The organism is Pseudozobellia thermophila (assembly GCF_900141855.1).
Taxonomy (GTDB): domain Bacteria; phylum Bacteroidota; class Bacteroidia; order Flavobacteriales; family Flavobacteriaceae; genus Pseudozobellia; species Pseudozobellia thermophila.
Map to the genome: position 1 here is coordinate 92,928 of NZ_FQYU01000004.1, position 16,077 is coordinate 109,004.

The following is a 16,077-nucleotide window of genomic DNA, read 5'->3' on the forward strand; positions in this document are numbered from 1 at the left end:
ATGATGATAAGACACAAAAGCCTTTGGCAGCTAGGGTTTTGCATTTTATTCTTGGTCTTTTTTACGGCCTGTGGGTATCAGGATACCGTACGCCCAAGTATAGAAAAGAGACTCGCCGTATTGGACAGTACAAGACTGACACAACCTGAAGAATCACTTTTTGAGCTGGACAGCTTATTGCAAAACAACCAAGACCTAAGCGACCTGGAGCGGGCCCTATTGCTGTTCAATAAAGGAGAGGCCTTATACTTAAACGATAAATATCCCGAGGCATTCAACACCCATCTCGAAGGCTATACATTGTTTGTGGAGCTAAAGGACAAATACAACCAAGGCCGTTCCCTGATTACCTTAAGTGGTGCCGCCCTCCACATGGGAGATATCGAAACCTCACAAAAATATGCCCTGCAAGCCTTGGAATTGGCACAGTTGATCGGAGATAAGCGCATGGAAGGTAAGGCATACAACCAATTGTTCAAACTTCATTTTGGCCTAAAGGACTACGACAAGGCCTTGGCTTATGTGCAATTGACCGACAGCTTGTATTCCCAAGAGGCGGATACCACATCCATAATTTCAATAAAGAGCAATAAGGCCAGTGTGTACCTAAAATTAAAGGAGTACAACAAAGCTTTGGCCAGTTACTCGGAAGCCATGACACTGAGCCAGACCAAAAGAGACCCCAAAACATTGGTCAGTGTACTGAACAATATAGGTTACACCTATATGGAAGCAAAGGAATACGAGAGTGCCGAGAAATTTCTGCGGGGCGCCATTACCTTGAACAAAAATATAAAAGCCATAAACGCAGCTCCCTACAAAGGTCTCGGAAATCTATTTTTACTGAAGGCCGAAAAAGACTCTGCCAAAGTAAACTTCAACAAAGCCCTTAGTATTTATAAAGCTACAAAGAACACAAAGGAAGAGATCGATGTAAGGGATAAATTGATTGCCCTGTCCATTATGTCAGGAGATTACACCAAAGCATTGAACCATCAAATTGTGAGGGACAGTTTACGGAAAGACTTAAATAAGCTCGAAAAAGATAGGCTTTTGAATTTCGCCAATGTCAATTATGAGGTAAAGCGAAAGGAGACTGAAATTAAACACCAGAAAGAAATAAACCGTAGAAACACCTGGCTTTTGATCAGTACGGTCACCCTGTTTATACTCTTGCTCATAATAACCGCCTTTTATAGTTACAATACCAGATTACGGGCGGCAAACAGGGCTTCAAAATTGGAGCAACGCCTGCTGCGCGTACAGATGAACCCGCATTTTATTTTCAACACCTTGGCCGCCATTCAAAATATCACCCTGGAAGGCAATCCTATAAAATCATCGAACTACATTGCCAAATTTTCCAAACTGATACGACAAAATTTCGATTATGTAAGAAAGGAATCCATTCCATTGGACAAGGAAATTGAAATGATCTCCAACTATATAGAAACCCAACAATTACGCTTTAACAAGGCGTTTACCTATTCGGTAGCAATGGAAGGCATAGACGATCCCTCGGGCATACAGGTGCCTCCCATGTTATTACAGCCTTTTGTTGAAAATGCCATTGAATATGGCTTAAAGGAGAAAAAGGAAGGCGGCGAACTCCGGCTTAAAATAGAAAGGAATCGGAACGAATTGTCCTTTGTCATTTCCGATAACGGGGTAGGACGATCGGCCAAGGCCAAGGACGAAAAAATAACCGAAGAACTGCACGCAACAAGTATATTCAAGGAGCGTTTAAAAATGAGAAAAAAGGGCGAGGAAAAAACCTTTGTGATCAAAGATCTATACGACAAGGACAATAAGCCCGCAGGAACAAAAGTGTTTTTTAAATTGAAGATATAATGATCGAAGCCATTATAGTTGAGGATGAATTCAATGCCCTTAACACGCTTGACAAACTTATTAAATATACCCAAAAAGACATTGAGGTCGTTGCCAAGATAGACAATGTTGAAGACGCCATTAGCTTTTTAAAAAAGCGCACCCCAGACTTGGTTTTTCTCGATATAGAGCTTATTGGCGGTAATGCCTTCCAAATTTTGGAAGCTTTGGACAGTATCGCCTTTAAACTTATTTTTATTACCGCTTACGATGAATTTGCCATAAAGGCCATCAAGTTCGATACCATAGACTATTTGCTTAAACCCATAGACTCCGATGAACTGTCCGCATGTTTGGATCGGTTCAGGGTGGCTTTTAAAAAAGAGCAAGTCTATAAGAGTGCACTGGACAAAGTTGCAGAGATCAATGACAAGGAAATTCAGAAAACCTTATTGATCAAAACCGCAGATGCCCAATATTTTCTTCAAATCAAGGATATTGTACGCTGCCAATCGGATGGTGCCTATACGGTGTTCCATACCGTGGACAAAAAAATCATGAGCGCCCGTAACCTAAAGTATTACGAGAACATTTTGAGCGAACATACCTTTGTACGCGTGCACCAATCGCATTTGGTGAATATTAAGTATATAAAGACGATTGGCAGCAACAATACCGTTTGCCTAACGAACGACGAAAAAATACCCGTGGCCACACGAAAAAAATCGTACCTAAAACAGGTTTTGGACAGCCTATAAACGCAAATACAAAACAGAAAATAGCAAATGTAAAACGGTTTTAAAATCCCCCTTTTCCCATCTTAGTTTTGAGGTAAATAAACAAATAACCCTTAAAACAAAAGATCATGGGATTAAAAGAAAAAAGATTTACCCAAACATTTCAAGAAGAACAATTTCCCCAATTAAAAGCCCAAATAGTTGCGGCCGCAGGCTTCGATGTTCCGCTTTCCATTGAATGGGAAACCTTATTCGAAGACCGTTTTTTACATCTTTATAACGACTCGTACCCCAAAATATATTTCTTGCCCCTTATCGAAGCCTTCAAAGCCATTACCGCCGACGAAATGGGGAAAGAAGCTTTGGCCGAAAGTTTAAGGGAAGTACACATTATCAACACAAAAGACCATCACAACCCTAAAAATGCCTATTCATTTGCAGAAGGCATTCTAACCGTTGACCATAGCCCCATACTCAATGCTGACAACGTAGAAGAGAGGGTAACGGTGTTGACCGATCTATTGGAAAGCAAGCTTTAAACTTATTCCTGTTAGAGCTTCATTACGCATTGATATTCGATTACAACACTTCTTGTTATGACAAATACACCCTACTATGACACCTTTGTGGCGCAAACGCCCGAACAGGTTTTACAAAGCGTCCATAAAAATGAAAAACCTGTTCTTATAGGTGTTTCCCTTAGCAACGGAAACTACTTGGAGGGCATTGTGCTCGACATTAAAGAAGCGAATAACCAAAAATCGGTCTGTCTGCTATCGTCCGATGAGCAGGTATCGTTTTTCAACTTGCATAGTCTGGTATCCATCACGGTAAAACAGCCCAAAAAAATGGCCGTGGCCCTATCTAAAGGGACCATTAGCAGACCCTTGGACCCAGAAAATGAAAACCTTACCGTATTGCAGCTGAAACGTTGGTTGCAGACCGAAAAGCCACAATTGGGAAATCAGATCAAGGAATTGAACATAGACCAACTTCCCCTTAATGAATTGAACAATAGGTTGAACATTAAGGATGTGTTCAAGGCATTAAAAGAGGTCGTGTCACAAATCACCATAGATGAAATAGGTCAAAAAGCCTGGCAGGCCATCGATACTATCGTCCTGCAACAGGCAGATGCACTAAGTATTAATGTTCAAGCTACGACACTTACCATTTCATTGGCGATCGACAGGGCATTGCCCAAAGAACTGTCCAAAATCTTAGAAGAAAAATTATTACAACAACTATAAAAACCAAAAATATGGGCCTTAAAGAAAAAAGAATAATCAAAGCCTTTCAAAACGAACAATATCCCGCTTTGGAAGCGGAGATCAACAAAGCAGCAGGTTACGAAGTTCCCATGGATATTAAGTGGGACACCCTAATGGAAGACCGCTTTTCACACATATACCACAACACGTTTCCTAAAATATACTTCCAGCCCTTGATCCAAGCGTTTAAGGCGATCTGTATCGATGAAATGGGGGTTGAACTTTTAAAGGCGGGATTAAAAAATGTGATCATTGTAAATGAAAACAATGAGCATAGTCTCGGAAAGGCCATCACTTTTGAAGAGGGGGTGCTGAAAATTGACCATAGTCCCGTTATCAATGCCGATAATGTAGAAGACAAGGCAAATCGTATTATCGAGTTGTTGGAAAACAAACTGGAGGAATTTGCCAAAACAACCACGAATAATACCCCGGCAGCGGCCGCACCGACCGTTTCAGAAACACCAACAACCCCGGAAAAAACGAAAACACCGCAAAATCAACAGGAACAAGCCACCCCACTTCCCAACGTCTCCATGGCGGAACTGTACGATCAATCTTTTGCTCTGGCTTGCGAAAAGCAGGAAATTTTTGGGGAGATGGTAAAAGGCCTGAACTGGAGCTGCGATATGCTCGAAGGTAAATTAACCTATGGTGACGACAAGGTTTTTGACATTCAGGTTATCGGGACGTACTCAGAGAACGAAAAAAGCTGGTTATGGGCCTGGGCCAACAACCAAAGCGGAATTCCCGAAACATTCCTTCAATCATCCTTGGCAATGAGGGACTTGGGAACAAGGCATCAATTTCAGGACCTAACCACTCCGAAACTGCAAATGGACACTGATCCCGGCTCGTATTTTTCCGTTATTGCCGTAGGCGTTTTACAAGACAGTTGTTATGTACCCTTAACTTTTAAAGGCCTAAAGGTATATGTGACCGTACGGTCTAAAGAAGTGGACAGCAAGGCAAGAACCGCCCCTGCATTGATCTGTTCCCATTTCACCAACCTTGCGGCAAGCTTTCGGTTTCCCCATAAATACTGTCTGCAACATTACTTGACCGCTAAAGGATACCAAGTGGAAAACTGCGGTAATAACATTTTGGCCAAAAATGGGGAAGATCAGATTCTAGGCATTTTCGACCTAAAGGGAAACCTCATGAAAATTTCAAATTCAAAAACAGCCGTTCAGGCTTAAAAAAACAATACTATGTCATACACATCAACCACCTTGGCGGATTTGCAAAAAGAACATGAAGCCGCCATTACTGCGGCCCAAGAAGAGATGTTGCAAAATTTAAACGAGGCACAGGCATCCGGAGACCTGCACAGAATACAGGAAGTAAGTGTTTCATTTCAAAAAACAACCACAAAATTGGCCGATGACTATACCAAACGCATCGAAGAGATCAACGCCTTGAACGAAAAGACGACTACTGAAAAAGTGGCCGATATCTATACCGATAAAAGAGCTGGAATAAATCTGAACCACTTGGTCTATGACGGCGATAGGGACTATGTGATTGAGTTTCAAAACAACGAATTGATACAACAGACCTTGCAAAAGGTCAACGAAACCAACGGTAAGTTCAAATCGAGAAAGCATTTGTTAAAATCCAGTTTAAGGTTGACCAAAACCTTGGCCCCCATGCTCCACGAAATCGGGGAACACTGCAAGGAGATTTTAAGACTAAAGGCCGACATTGAATTTTTCGTCTACCAGAGCGACCAATTCAATGCCTCTTGCTATCCACCGGATGACAATAGACTTTATATCATTTTGTCTTCGGGAATGTTGGAGCGTTTTTCAAAAGAGGAATTGACCTTTGTGATCGGTCATGAAATCGGCCATGTACTTTTTGAACATTTTGACTACCCTGTACGTCAGATCTTGGATATAGGCCAAAATGACCTAGCCCCCATACATGCCATGAAATTGTATGCCTGGCACAGAAATGCCGAAATTAGTGCCGATAGGGTCGGCTTGCTTTGCTGCCAAGATTTTGAAACCGCCGGCCGTACCTTCTTTAAACTATCTTCTGGGGTAACCACGGATTCGCTGGATTTTCAACTAAACGCTTACATAGAGCAATTTGTAGATTTGGAAGAAGCCTTGAACGATGCCAACCACGACCCATCGGATTGGTACAGTAGCCACCCTTTCAGTCCTTTACGGATCAAGGCCTTGGAACTTTTTAACAAGAGCGAAACCTATGCCTCTTTTAACGACAGTATTAATGGAGAGATCAGCGAAGAGGCCATGGAACTCGAAATTAAGCGCATCATGTCGCTGATGGAGCCCGAAAACCTGGAAGAAAATGATGAGCATTCGGAAAAAATACAGCGCTTTATGTTCTTGGGGGGCTACTTGATATCAAATGCCGATGGCGTGGTTGACGAATCCGAGATCCAAGCATTGAGCAGTATTGTACTGCCCAACGTTTTTGCCAATTGCATGATGACAATCAAGGGGCTTACCCAAGACGAGATGATACAGGAAGTGCAACAACTGTCAAAGGATTTGGACCTGGTGCTCTCGGTGATGCAAAAGTTGAACATTCTCAGGGACCTATCGATCATATCGTACGCCGATGGGCAGATAGACGACAGTGAAGTAAACGTACTCTATAACCTGGCCCGGCTCTTGCGTATCAACACCGATTTTATTGATCGCGTAATTAGCGATGCACAGGGAGTTTAGATTCTAAAATTTTTATAAGACCTTAAAAAAAAGGGGAACAATTTATGTTCCCTTTTTAAGTATGAACCTATTAGTGGACAACACAGCCAGGGGATGCTGACCGTATGGATAAAAATTGGATAGCGCACCTCCCCCCTATTGGAAGCATCGCACTTAAGGCTTCCCACACAACCCTACGCGCTTTACCTCCTAAAATTTTACACAATCCCGAACCCATTGACATAATAGTTTGAGCAATTCACTTAAAACTACAGCCCCTTCATTGATTCTAAAAATTTGGATAAAAAATTGGTCGTAATCTTGGGTTAAGCTTATAAAAAAATACGTCAAAAGTGTCCCCCAAGCCCTATAGTCTCAATTGCCGATATTGAATCAAAAATTGAAGAGATAAGGGCCGAGGAGCCATGTAAAACAGACCACATAAGTTATCACGATTAAAAAGAAAAACCCATGAAAGACAAAACATTAAAAAAGGTAGGGATTGTAGTTGGGGCGCTTACATTATTCACCGCTTGCAGCAGTGATGATAACAGCGATTTGACAACAACATCCAATGATGGAACCACTACGACGACAGAAAGTATTACCATTACGGACACAAACGCTACGGGGACAGCCCAAGGGGATACCGACAACACGGGTGCCGATGAAGACGACCTTGTTGAAAATGCTACTTTCGAGAACACCGTAGAAATTGTATTTTCCAATACCTCGGCCACCATTACAAACCCCGTTCCCGACGATGTGGTCATTACACAAGACGGTGCCGACGTGACCGTTAATTCCTCCATATCCGGGGTGGCCTACGAAGTATCGGGCACAACAACGGATGGCATGCTTAAAATTTATAGCGACAAAAAATTCAAACTATCCCTAAGCGATTTGAGCATTACCAATGCCGATGGTCCCGCCATCAATATCCAATCATCAAAAACCATTTTTGTGGTATTGGAGGGTACGAACAACTTGACCGATGCATCCAGTTACACCAATATCCCCGATGATGAGGATGCCAAAGCAACATTTTTTAGTGAAGGGCAATTGGTTTTTAGTGGTTCGGGAGCTTTAAATGTAGCAGGAAACTACAAGCACGGTATCACAAGTGACGACTACGTTAGGGTGCTCAGCGGAACGATTACGGTTACCGAAGCAGCATCCGATGCCATACATACCAACGATTACATCATTGTAGATGGGGGTACCTTAAACTTAACGGCCGATAGCGACGGAATGGACTGTGAAGAAGGCTATATAATTATCAACGACGGCCTATTTGACATAAATGTGGTCGATGATGGAATCGTAGCCTCGTACGATATTGACGAGGAAGATGAACCGGACGATTCCATTACGCCCAATGTAACCATAAACGGAGGCGATTTTGTGATAAATACCTCTGAGGGCGAAGGAATCGAAGCAAAAGGGATAATGACCATTAATGACGGTACCCTAAACATCAATGCCTATGATGATGGCCTTAATGCCGGTGGAATTTTATACATCAATGGAGGAAACAACTATGTTTATAGCACGCTCAACGATGCCATTGACAGTAATTCGGGAATCACCGTTACAGGTGGTACGACCATTGCCATAGCCGTTAGAACCGATGAGCCTGACGGTAGTTTTGATTGTGATGACGATTCGTTCAAAATAACCGGAGGAACCATTTTAGGCCTGGGGTTGAATACTTCTTTTCCAACTGAAAGCGAAAGCACGCAAAACTCGGTGATTTTTGATGGGGTAAGTGCCAATCAACTATTAAACATTCAATCGGAAGAGGGTACTGAAGTCCTTACCTATGAAGTACCGAACACGGTAAGAACGATCATTTATTCGAATGCAAAAATGGAATCCGGCGAAACATACAAAATTTACACCGGGGGAAGTGTGAGTGATGGCACTGAAGTAAACGGATTATATACCTCCGGTACCTATAGCGGAGGAACATATACCGGTGATTCGTTCTCCATCAACAGCACGGTTACACAAATTGGGGGCGAATTAGGGCCTACAGGTGAACATGGAGGTAGATAAACTCTAGAATTGGCAATGGTCCGCCATAATGTTTTACCAGGTAAAATCACATAAAGAAATCAAAAGACCTCTTCTAAACGTGAATAAAACCTGGATAAACAACAAGGGCTGAAGTCACGTTTAAAATAGCCCTTGACAAGTATGGTAGGATAGAAAAAAGCTTACAGATTCAAGAAATTGAAGTTGTAAGCTTTTTTTGATACCGCCTGATTTTGAAGTAACCCCTTTAGGCAAAAGTAAATGGCCCAAACCGGGCGGATCAAAAACGAAATAAATATCCGTTCTATTGAAACAGGGACATAGAGCCTTTCGGATGTCATCCTTCCGTTTTACATTTCCCAAAAATAGAGGCTACATAGGCCTAGCTGGCAAAAGCTTCCTCGTGCACTACCTTCCCGTCGACATCGCGATGTTTGAACACAAGTTGGGGCTTGGAATCGGTATGCATCACATCGACCGTCAAATAGCCGCCTTTTACGCGAAGAAACCGGTGTTCGGGCCTGACATTGTCCTGGTTCCAGCCGCCGGCGTGACTATCGGACCCGGCTCCCGAACAAAACTCCCATAAGTTGCTGTCTTTGATATGGCTGACATACTGCCAATGCCGGTCACCGTTGCACATGTAGATGTTATCGTGTCGGTTGACAAATTCCCTAATGATATCTCCCTCGTATTGGTAGGCCTTGTTCGAGTGGTTGTCGTTCTTTCCCTTGGGCCTGTCGGGCCCTATGATCGGGGAAGCCGATATCAAAACCTTGAAGGTGGCATCGGAGCTGTCGATCGTTTTAAACAGCCATTCCCTCTGTTCCTTGCCCAAAATATGCTTGTCCGGTCCGTCGGGGTCGGTGTTTTTGCTGCGGTAGTTTCTGCCTTCCAACAACCAAATTTGAAGGTCTTTGCCCCATCGCACCGTCTTATAGGTCTTGGGGTTCGACGGAAACTGTTCCTTGTCGAAAATTTCAATCCCCCTATCAAAGGATACCGCACCATATCGGGTTCCGGGATAGGCGTCGTCCTTTAAGGTGTCGTGGTCGTCCTTCATAAAATAACAGGTGGTGTTGCTGTAGAAATCCCTTTGGTAGGGAAGGGCGAATATGCGGTCCCATTTAAAACGCATCAAGCGCTCCGTAAAGGCATAGGGGTTCCGTTTGTCGTAGTATTCTATATCTCCGGTATGGACCAAAAAGTCAAGGTTGTCCCTCTTCATGGCGGGGTATATGCGGTGGCCGTCCTCATGGTCCCTTCGATTGAAATCGTGGCAACTCACCACGGCAAAGGATACATCCTTGGGCCTTGTGGCCTCGGGAGGCGTTAAAAATGCCCCCCGGATACTGTTTTGGCCTTTAGCCCCCTTCGTTTTTCTCGATTTTAGCTCGAGAATGTAACGGGTATCGGGCAAAAGTCCGGTCAATTTCCATTGTCGGGTATAGTTTTTGGAGGCATCGACATCGGCCCATTCCAAAGTATGCCTGTCGGCCGGATCGTTCTCGGGATAATAGCTTAATTGCACCTGTCCGGTGGTACCAGGGCAGGCTCCTTCCATATCCTCTAGCCGTAAATTCGAAGGTATTTGCGACTTTTCAAGGATGGAAACATCACTTAAATCGGCAAAAGACTTCTGCTGCTCCTTGGTGAGCTCGATAAAGGGAACACCCTGGGCATTCAATTCGGGATTCTTGGTAAGGCGGGTCCAAATCGCGACCGAATCTTGGTCGGCCCATCCATTGTGTACCCCGTTTCCGAAATAGGGAACCCTTTCCGTGTCAATAAAAGGCGGCAAGACCATTGCCGTGGATGCGACCGCCGTATTTTTAATGAATTTACGTCTTTTCATCGGTATGCCTTGTCTTCTGGTTCTTTTGGCCTTTAAAGTAACTAAAAAAAACCAATCTGTCCGAACGCCTACCAACAACAAAACCCCGTCTTTTCGAACACGGCAAAATGTGCCGGCAGAGGTTACCTCACTTGTATGACAACCCTTCGATACGAAACCAGGTTAGGACTGCCCATGTCCTTTACTTCGACAACGAGGTGCACATCGCCCTTGGGACATTGCGGGGGTATTTTCACCCGTGTGCTTGACTGGTCAACGTGTTCGATATCAACCTTTGAAACCGAGATTTCGGTATATTGCCACCAATAAAAACCAAGTTCGTCACCATCGGGATCGTAAGATTTACCCACATCGATTTCGATGGTACTTCCCGGCCTGGCCCTTAAGCGGACCATGTCTTTGCCATCATCGTTTTCAACTATGGCCACTGGATTGTGGTTGGCTTCGGTATACGGCAAGAGGTTCCATTGCATGCGTGCCGCAAAGTCGTTCTGATAGGCTTCTCGCCACCTTGCCACCGTCCATTTTCGTCGCACTCCCGTATCATCGGTACCCGACCAATGATCATCTTCGGCATCTACGTAATACGTTTGGGCCTGCTTGCGATACCGTCCGCCCCAACCGCCCCATTCGGGCCTTTCGGGATTGTTCAGACCGTTTGGGTAAACAAAGAACCAAGAGGGGGTATCCCCTTCCTTTACGCCCTTTCCGTTTCTTGGGCTCCCTGGGTTCTGGTGGGTGTCGGAGGGGTAAAGTTCCCCTAAGGGACCCCATGCATTGATGTTTTCCCCAATCCACTTTTCGTCGTTGAGTTGTTCGATACCGGGCCTGACCAAGGGAAGTGGCCTATCTCCTCCCCTGGAATCGTTTTGATACATCCCCCTAAAGCCAGCGTCCATAATGTGGCTCGTCAAAGGCCCCGATTCGACATACCTGATTCTTGGGAAATTTTCGCGGATCCATTGTCCCGTCCCCTTAGGGTGAATGCCGTTCAACCCGTCTTGGTCCGATATGGCAAAAACCCGCAGCTTATCAACAAAGCGATCGGTCCTTTTCCGGGTCCGCGTACTTTTTACGTCAAGGAGGGCCTGGGCCAGATCATGGGCCCCGCCCCAGATCGCAACGTAGAGCGGCTCATTGGAGGCATCGACCGTTTGTACGATGTGTCGGGAGCCATCGGTAACCTTGCCCGGTTCTAAATTTTCCGCCCCGCGATCGACCTCCCCCCCTTTCACAACTCCTTTTAAGGATTCGGCGGTAGGATAGTTGGGGTCGTGGAGCAAAAGATTGTTCCGCACCTTGCCGTAGGCATCGATAACCTCGTGAACGATATCGGTACGGATCCTATGGTTATAGCCCTTTCTGGGGATGTTGTCGGAAGTGGCTATGATGCCCTCGATACGAAACGCATTGGCATACACCAACAAACGCACGAGGGATTGCTGATCATCGGGATCCCCTCCGATATCGGTCAATACCAACAATCTTGGCTTTTTATTCCCCTGGGCTGCAAGGGCCATGTTCAGTAAGAGGGCCAATGCCAAGGTAAGAAGGCTGCGCATGATAACCGTGCTACTCATAACCATTAAAATTACAATGGGGGCAATACCCAATTTTAACGAAGATACACCCTTGATGCCATTCCTTAACCCAGGCCTAGTGCTTTTTACCCGTATTCCTGGCCCTTTTTGGCCATACCCGTTCGTCTTATTCTTATAAATGGCAATTCGATGGTCTTGATGCGATTGGGAGAAAAAGATGATGTATCGAGTCAATCGGCAAAACCTTTAACAACTATATTGCTTTGTTTTTTAATCCCGGTTAATATGGGCAAGGGACCAATTTAAAGCAATAGTCCTTGTCTCCCTGTTTATAGTCAATCAAAAAAACTTAAGAACAACCTATGTACGATCGAATCAAGAGGGAAAAACTGGCCTTTTTGGAAGGCGGGGGGGAAATGGGAAAAATTACCCGTGAAAAAGATTGGAGCGGCTCGACCATGGGGCCTCCCGAGACCTGGCCCAAAAGTATAAAACCCATCTTAAGCCTATTGCTCAATTCACGGTTTCCCATGTTTCTTTTTTGGGGACCGGAGTACGTTTGCTTTTACAACGACGCCTACCGCCCCAGTTTGGGGAAGGAAGGCAAGCACCCCATGATTTTGGGAATGAAAGGCAAGGAGGCCTGGCCCGAAATTTGGGACACCATTTTTCCCCTCCTCCATCAGGTCAGGTCAGGAGGCGAATCCACTTGGTCGGAAAACCAGTTGATCCCCATTTACAGGAACGGAAGCGTGGAAGAGGTATATTGGACCTTTGGGTACAGTCCCGTCAAGGATGAAAAGGGCCATATTGCGGGCGTCTTCGTCACCTGTACCGAAACCACCGATAGTGTGGCCAGTTTAAAAAAGTTGGAGGAAAGTAAAAACGAACTCCAATTGGCCATAGATGCCACCGACTTGGGCACTTGGGATTACGACCCGATAAAAAAATTGCTTAAAACCAACCATAGGCTTAAAAGTTGGTTGGGACGGTCGGAAAACGATCATTTAAGTTTCGACGACATTACCGGTTCGATATCCGCGGAGGACAAGGAACGGGTCGAGAACGCCTTACAGGAAGCCTTAACCTTTCATAACGGGGGCAAATGCGACGAAACCTTTACCTTGGTGAATTCGCGCAACCGCAACAAACGGGTCGTCAGGGTCGTCGGCAGGGCTTGGCTGGACGATGCGGAAAAGGTATACCGCTTTAACGGCACCATGCAAGACATAACGGAACAGCAAGTCATATGGGACGAACTCAAGCTTAAGGAAGAGCGCTTTCGCCAATTGGTGCAGAATGCCCCCATCGGCATCGCCATAGTGGACATAGACGATTTTACCGTAAAAATTGTCAACAATATGGCACTGAACATTTGGCAAAAAAAAGAGGACGACTGTCAAGACAGGCCCCTTTTTGAAATCTTGCCGGAAACAAAGGCCGGCCTTAAACCGATCCTTGACAAGGCCATAGATTCGCAAAAACCCCAAATAGGGACCGAATATCCCTTTATGCTCGACCGCAACGGGGTCATGGCCCAGGGCTTTTTCAATTTTATCTTCAAACCTGTGGTCGACAAGGGTCAAGTAAGCGAAATAATGCTGGTGGCCTATGAGGTGACGGAAACCGTAAAGGCCAAGTTCGAACTCGAAGAATCGGAAATTCAATTTAAGAACATCGTCGAACAATCGCCCATTGCCATGGCCATTCTCAGCGGACCGGAATTGACCATTGAAATGGCCAACGACATGATGTTGACCCACTTTTGGCACAAAAAACCGGAAGAGGTATTGCAGCGGAGTTTAACACAGGTTTTTCCTGCATTGCGCGAATCGCAATACGTCGACCAGCTTAATTCCGTAATGCAAAACGGACGGCCCATTTCACGAAAGGATGAAAGGATCGAGGTCGAAAGCGGGAAAGGCATAAGGCAAATGTATGTTGACTATAGCTATCTTCCCTTAAGGGAACTTGACGACACCATATCGAAGGTAATGGTCGTAACCAACGACAATACGAACAGGGTACTCACGCGGTTTAAGTTGGAGTCATTTTCAAGGGAGCTCGAACAACAGGTTCTGGAACGCACCGAAATGTTGAAGACCGCCAACCAAAAATTACAAGACTCCATTCAACGGCTCAAAAACACCAACGACGAGCTTGAGTCCTTTGCCTATGTGGCAAGCCACGACCTCAAGGAGCCGCTGAGAAAGGTCCAAATGTTTATGGAGCGCATCGTGTCCCATGAACAGGAGACCCTTTCACAAAAAAGCCTACAATACGTAAGCCGTATCGATAACGCCGTTGACCGCATGCGGACCCTGATCGACGACCTGTTATCGTTCTCAAAAACCGGACGAGGGGAAGCCGAACTTGAGAAGCGCGACCTAAGGGAAATCTTGGAACAGGTATTGGACAACCTATCGGAAAAAATCGAATCGACATCCACCCAAGTAAACTATGGCAAACTCGGTACGGCGCAAATTATACCTTTTCAAATTCGACAGGTTTTTCAGAACCTGATCGAAAACTCCATTAAATTTTCAAAAAAAGGCCAGGCCCCTGTCATCAACATCGCTTCAAAAGAGGTAAAGGGAAGGGACATCGAACAGAAATCGATAAACCCCGAAATCGATTATTACCGATTAACCTTTAGCGACAACGGAATCGGGTTTGCAAGCGAAAACAGCGAGAAAATCTTCGAAATATTCCAACGCCTTCACGGAAAACTGGACTATCAGGGTACGGGCATCGGCCTGGCCATCGTCAAAAAGATAATGGACAACCACAACGGTTGGATTCGGGCCCGCTCAAAAACCGACGAGGGGGCCACCTTCGAATTGTACCTGCCCAAAACCTAGTCCCTTAAATGCGCTATGCATGTTGGCATTATACCGACCTAAGGCCAAAACCCACCAAGTGCCACGGGAAAAGAGTATCTTAGAATGGTAGAACCTTACCATGTTAAGTCCAAGGAGCAAAAGAAACTTACATCGTATCATACCCTATGGGGTCATCTGGCTCTTGGTAGGCTGGATACTCCTATTTGTGCAGGAAGCGGCCACGCTGAATCAAAATTTGAATCCGACATCGGCAATTACCCTTACCCCCGAAGTCTTCGTCTTTGCAAGTATAGCGGTAACCCTCGTAGGCCTTTCCGTAGGAACGGTAGAGGTTCTGTGGTTGGGCCATCTTTTCAAGCGGCGGAGCTTTACGCAAAAAATACTGTACAAAGTAGCCTTCTATACCTTCTTTTTATTGTTGATAATGATCGTCATTTATCCGATGGCGGCCGGCCTCGAGCTCGATTTGTCGCCCCTGCATCCCGAGGTATTGAAGAAACTTTCCAATTTTTTCGTCAGTATCGATTTTGCAAGCACCTGCATTTCACTGGCCTTCAGCCTGTTCTTAAGCCTGTTTTATTCGGAAATAAGTGAAAACCTGGGGCACGCCGTACTGATGAACTTTTTTACCGGAAAATATCACAGGCCCACGGAGGAAGAACGTATTTTTCTCTTCTCCGACATGAAATCCTCAACTTCCATTGCAGAGCGCTTGGGCCATATCAGGTATTTTGAGCTTTTAAGGGAGTACTATTCCGATTTCTCGGATGCCATCATAAGTCATTCGGGTGAAATATACCAGTATGTAGGGGATGAAATAATTATCTCATGGAAGTATCCCGATGGTATAGGCAAGGGCCATTGTATCGGCTGTTTTCTGGCGATGAAGGAAGATTTGAAAAAAAGGGCCGATTGGTATACCGAAAACTTTGGTGTTGCCCCTACCTTTAAGGCCGCAATGCATATCGGAAAGGTAACCACGGGTGAAATTGGGGCGCTGAAAAAGGAAATCATATTTACGGGGGACGTACTGAACACGACGGCCCGGATCCAGGGTTTGTGCAACAGCTTTGCCACCGATTTGTTACTGTCCGGGGATCTTGTAAAAAGGCTCCCCCCTATGGCCCATATTGGATTTAAGGCCGTCGGAAGGCATAGGTTAAAGGGCAAGGAGGAGGGTATGGAGCTGTTTATGCCCATCTATAAATAAGGCTTTGCCGCCTCGCTTTGTTCCCTTAGGCCCACCCTTGCGACCGTTCGTTTTAATGTTGGCCAAACAGGG

General features: G+C 45.2%; 11 protein-coding genes. 9 read left to right on the forward strand and 2 right to left on the reverse strand.

All coding sequences use genetic code 11. From position 1 onward, the window contains the following. From BUB37_RS12340 to BUB37_RS12370, 7 genes are all read left to right on the forward strand, one after another. Positions 1–1,851 carry a tetratricopeptide repeat-containing sensor histidine kinase gene (locus BUB37_RS12340; protein ID WP_072994127.1) on the forward strand — a complete coding sequence of 617 codons (1,851 nt, stop codon included), beginning with the start codon at positions 1–3 and terminating at the stop codon, positions 1,849–1,851. Next, positions 1,851–2,588 (forward strand): LytR/AlgR family response regulator transcription factor, encoded by a 738-nt coding sequence (locus tag BUB37_RS12345; protein ID WP_072994128.1) that lies wholly within the window; start codon positions 1,851–1,853, stop codon positions 2,586–2,588. The genes BUB37_RS12340 and BUB37_RS12345 overlap by 1 nt, the downstream gene beginning before the upstream one ends. 107 nt (positions 2,589–2,695) lie before the next feature. Next, on the forward strand, positions 2,696–3,106 hold the full coding sequence (locus BUB37_RS12350; protein ID WP_072994129.1) for a hypothetical protein: 411 nt from the start codon (positions 2,696–2,698) through the stop codon (positions 3,104–3,106). A gap of 57 nt (positions 3,107–3,163) precedes the next feature. Continuing rightward, positions 3,164–3,817 (forward strand): hypothetical protein, encoded by a 654-nt coding sequence (locus BUB37_RS12355; protein WP_072994130.1) that lies wholly within the window; start codon positions 3,164–3,166, stop codon positions 3,815–3,817. A gap of 11 nt (positions 3,818–3,828) precedes the next feature. Then, complete coding sequence (locus tag BUB37_RS21790; RefSeq protein WP_072994131.1) at positions 3,829–5,037, forward strand: DUF6882 domain-containing protein; 1,209 nt, start codon at positions 3,829–3,831, stop codon at positions 5,035–5,037. A gap of 12 nt (positions 5,038–5,049) precedes the next feature. After that, positions 5,050–6,540: a M48 family metallopeptidase gene (locus BUB37_RS12365; protein WP_072994132.1), complete on the forward strand. Its 1,491-nt coding sequence runs from the start codon at positions 5,050–5,052 to the stop codon at positions 6,538–6,540. 450 nt (positions 6,541–6,990) lie between these two features. Then, complete coding sequence (locus BUB37_RS12370) at positions 6,991–8,577, forward strand: carbohydrate-binding domain-containing protein (RefSeq protein ID WP_072994133.1); 1,587 nt, start codon at positions 6,991–6,993, stop codon at positions 8,575–8,577. A gap of 361 nt (positions 8,578–8,938) precedes the next feature. On the opposite strand, the gene BUB37_RS12375 is transcribed toward BUB37_RS12370, so the two are convergent. Then, positions 8,939–10,411 carry an alkaline phosphatase D family protein gene (locus BUB37_RS12375; protein WP_139278108.1) on the reverse strand — a complete coding sequence of 491 codons (1,473 nt, stop codon included), beginning with the start codon at positions 10,409–10,411 and terminating at the stop codon, positions 8,939–8,941. 122 nt (positions 10,412–10,533) lie between these two features. After that, positions 10,534–11,991, reverse strand: coding sequence for a DUF1593 domain-containing protein (locus BUB37_RS12380; protein WP_170863164.1), 1,458 nt, complete (start codon positions 11,989–11,991; stop codon positions 10,534–10,536). Positions 11,992–12,314: 323 nt separating this feature from the next. Between BUB37_RS12380 and BUB37_RS12385 the strand changes: the two genes are divergently transcribed. After that, a complete protein-coding gene (locus BUB37_RS12385; RefSeq protein WP_072994135.1) occupies positions 12,315–14,813 on the forward strand; it encodes a PAS domain-containing protein in 2,499 nt (832 codons plus the stop codon). A 100-nt stretch (positions 14,814–14,913) separates the two neighbouring features. Further along, positions 14,914–16,005: an adenylate/guanylate cyclase domain-containing protein gene (locus BUB37_RS12390; RefSeq protein WP_072994136.1), complete on the forward strand. Its 1,092-nt coding sequence runs from the start codon at positions 14,914–14,916 to the stop codon at positions 16,003–16,005. The last annotated feature ends 72 nt before the right edge of the window (positions 16,006–16,077 follow it).

Bases quoted from the DNA above. Each gene is read 5' to 3' on its own strand.
- BUB37_RS12340 (WP_072994127.1), top strand. From the start codon at position 1: ATGATGATAAGACACAAAAGCCTTTGGCAGCTAGGGTTTTGCATTTTA.
- BUB37_RS12345 (WP_072994128.1), top strand. From the start codon at position 1,851: ATGATCGAAGCCATTATAGTTGAGGATGAATTCAATGCCCTTAACACG.
- BUB37_RS12350 (WP_072994129.1), top strand. From the start codon at position 2,696: ATGGGATTAAAAGAAAAAAGATTTACCCAAACATTTCAAGAAGAACAA.
- BUB37_RS12355 (WP_072994130.1), top strand. From the start codon at position 3,164: ATGACAAATACACCCTACTATGACACCTTTGTGGCGCAAACGCCCGAA.
- BUB37_RS21790 (WP_072994131.1), top strand. From the start codon at position 3,829: ATGGGCCTTAAAGAAAAAAGAATAATCAAAGCCTTTCAAAACGAACAA.
- BUB37_RS12365 (WP_072994132.1), top strand. From the start codon at position 5,050: ATGTCATACACATCAACCACCTTGGCGGATTTGCAAAAAGAACATGAA.
- BUB37_RS12370 (WP_072994133.1), top strand. From the start codon at position 6,991: ATGAAAGACAAAACATTAAAAAAGGTAGGGATTGTAGTTGGGGCGCTT.
- BUB37_RS12375 (WP_139278108.1), bottom strand. From the start codon at position 10,411: ATGAAAAGACGTAAATTCATTAAAAATACGGCGGTCGCATCCACGGCA.
- BUB37_RS12380 (WP_170863164.1), bottom strand. From the start codon at position 11,991: ATGAGTAGCACGGTTATCATGCGCAGCCTTCTTACCTTGGCATTGGCC.
- BUB37_RS12385 (WP_072994135.1), top strand. From the start codon at position 12,315: ATGTACGATCGAATCAAGAGGGAAAAACTGGCCTTTTTGGAAGGCGGG.
- BUB37_RS12390 (WP_072994136.1), top strand. From the start codon at position 14,914: ATGTTAAGTCCAAGGAGCAAAAGAAACTTACATCGTATCATACCCTAT.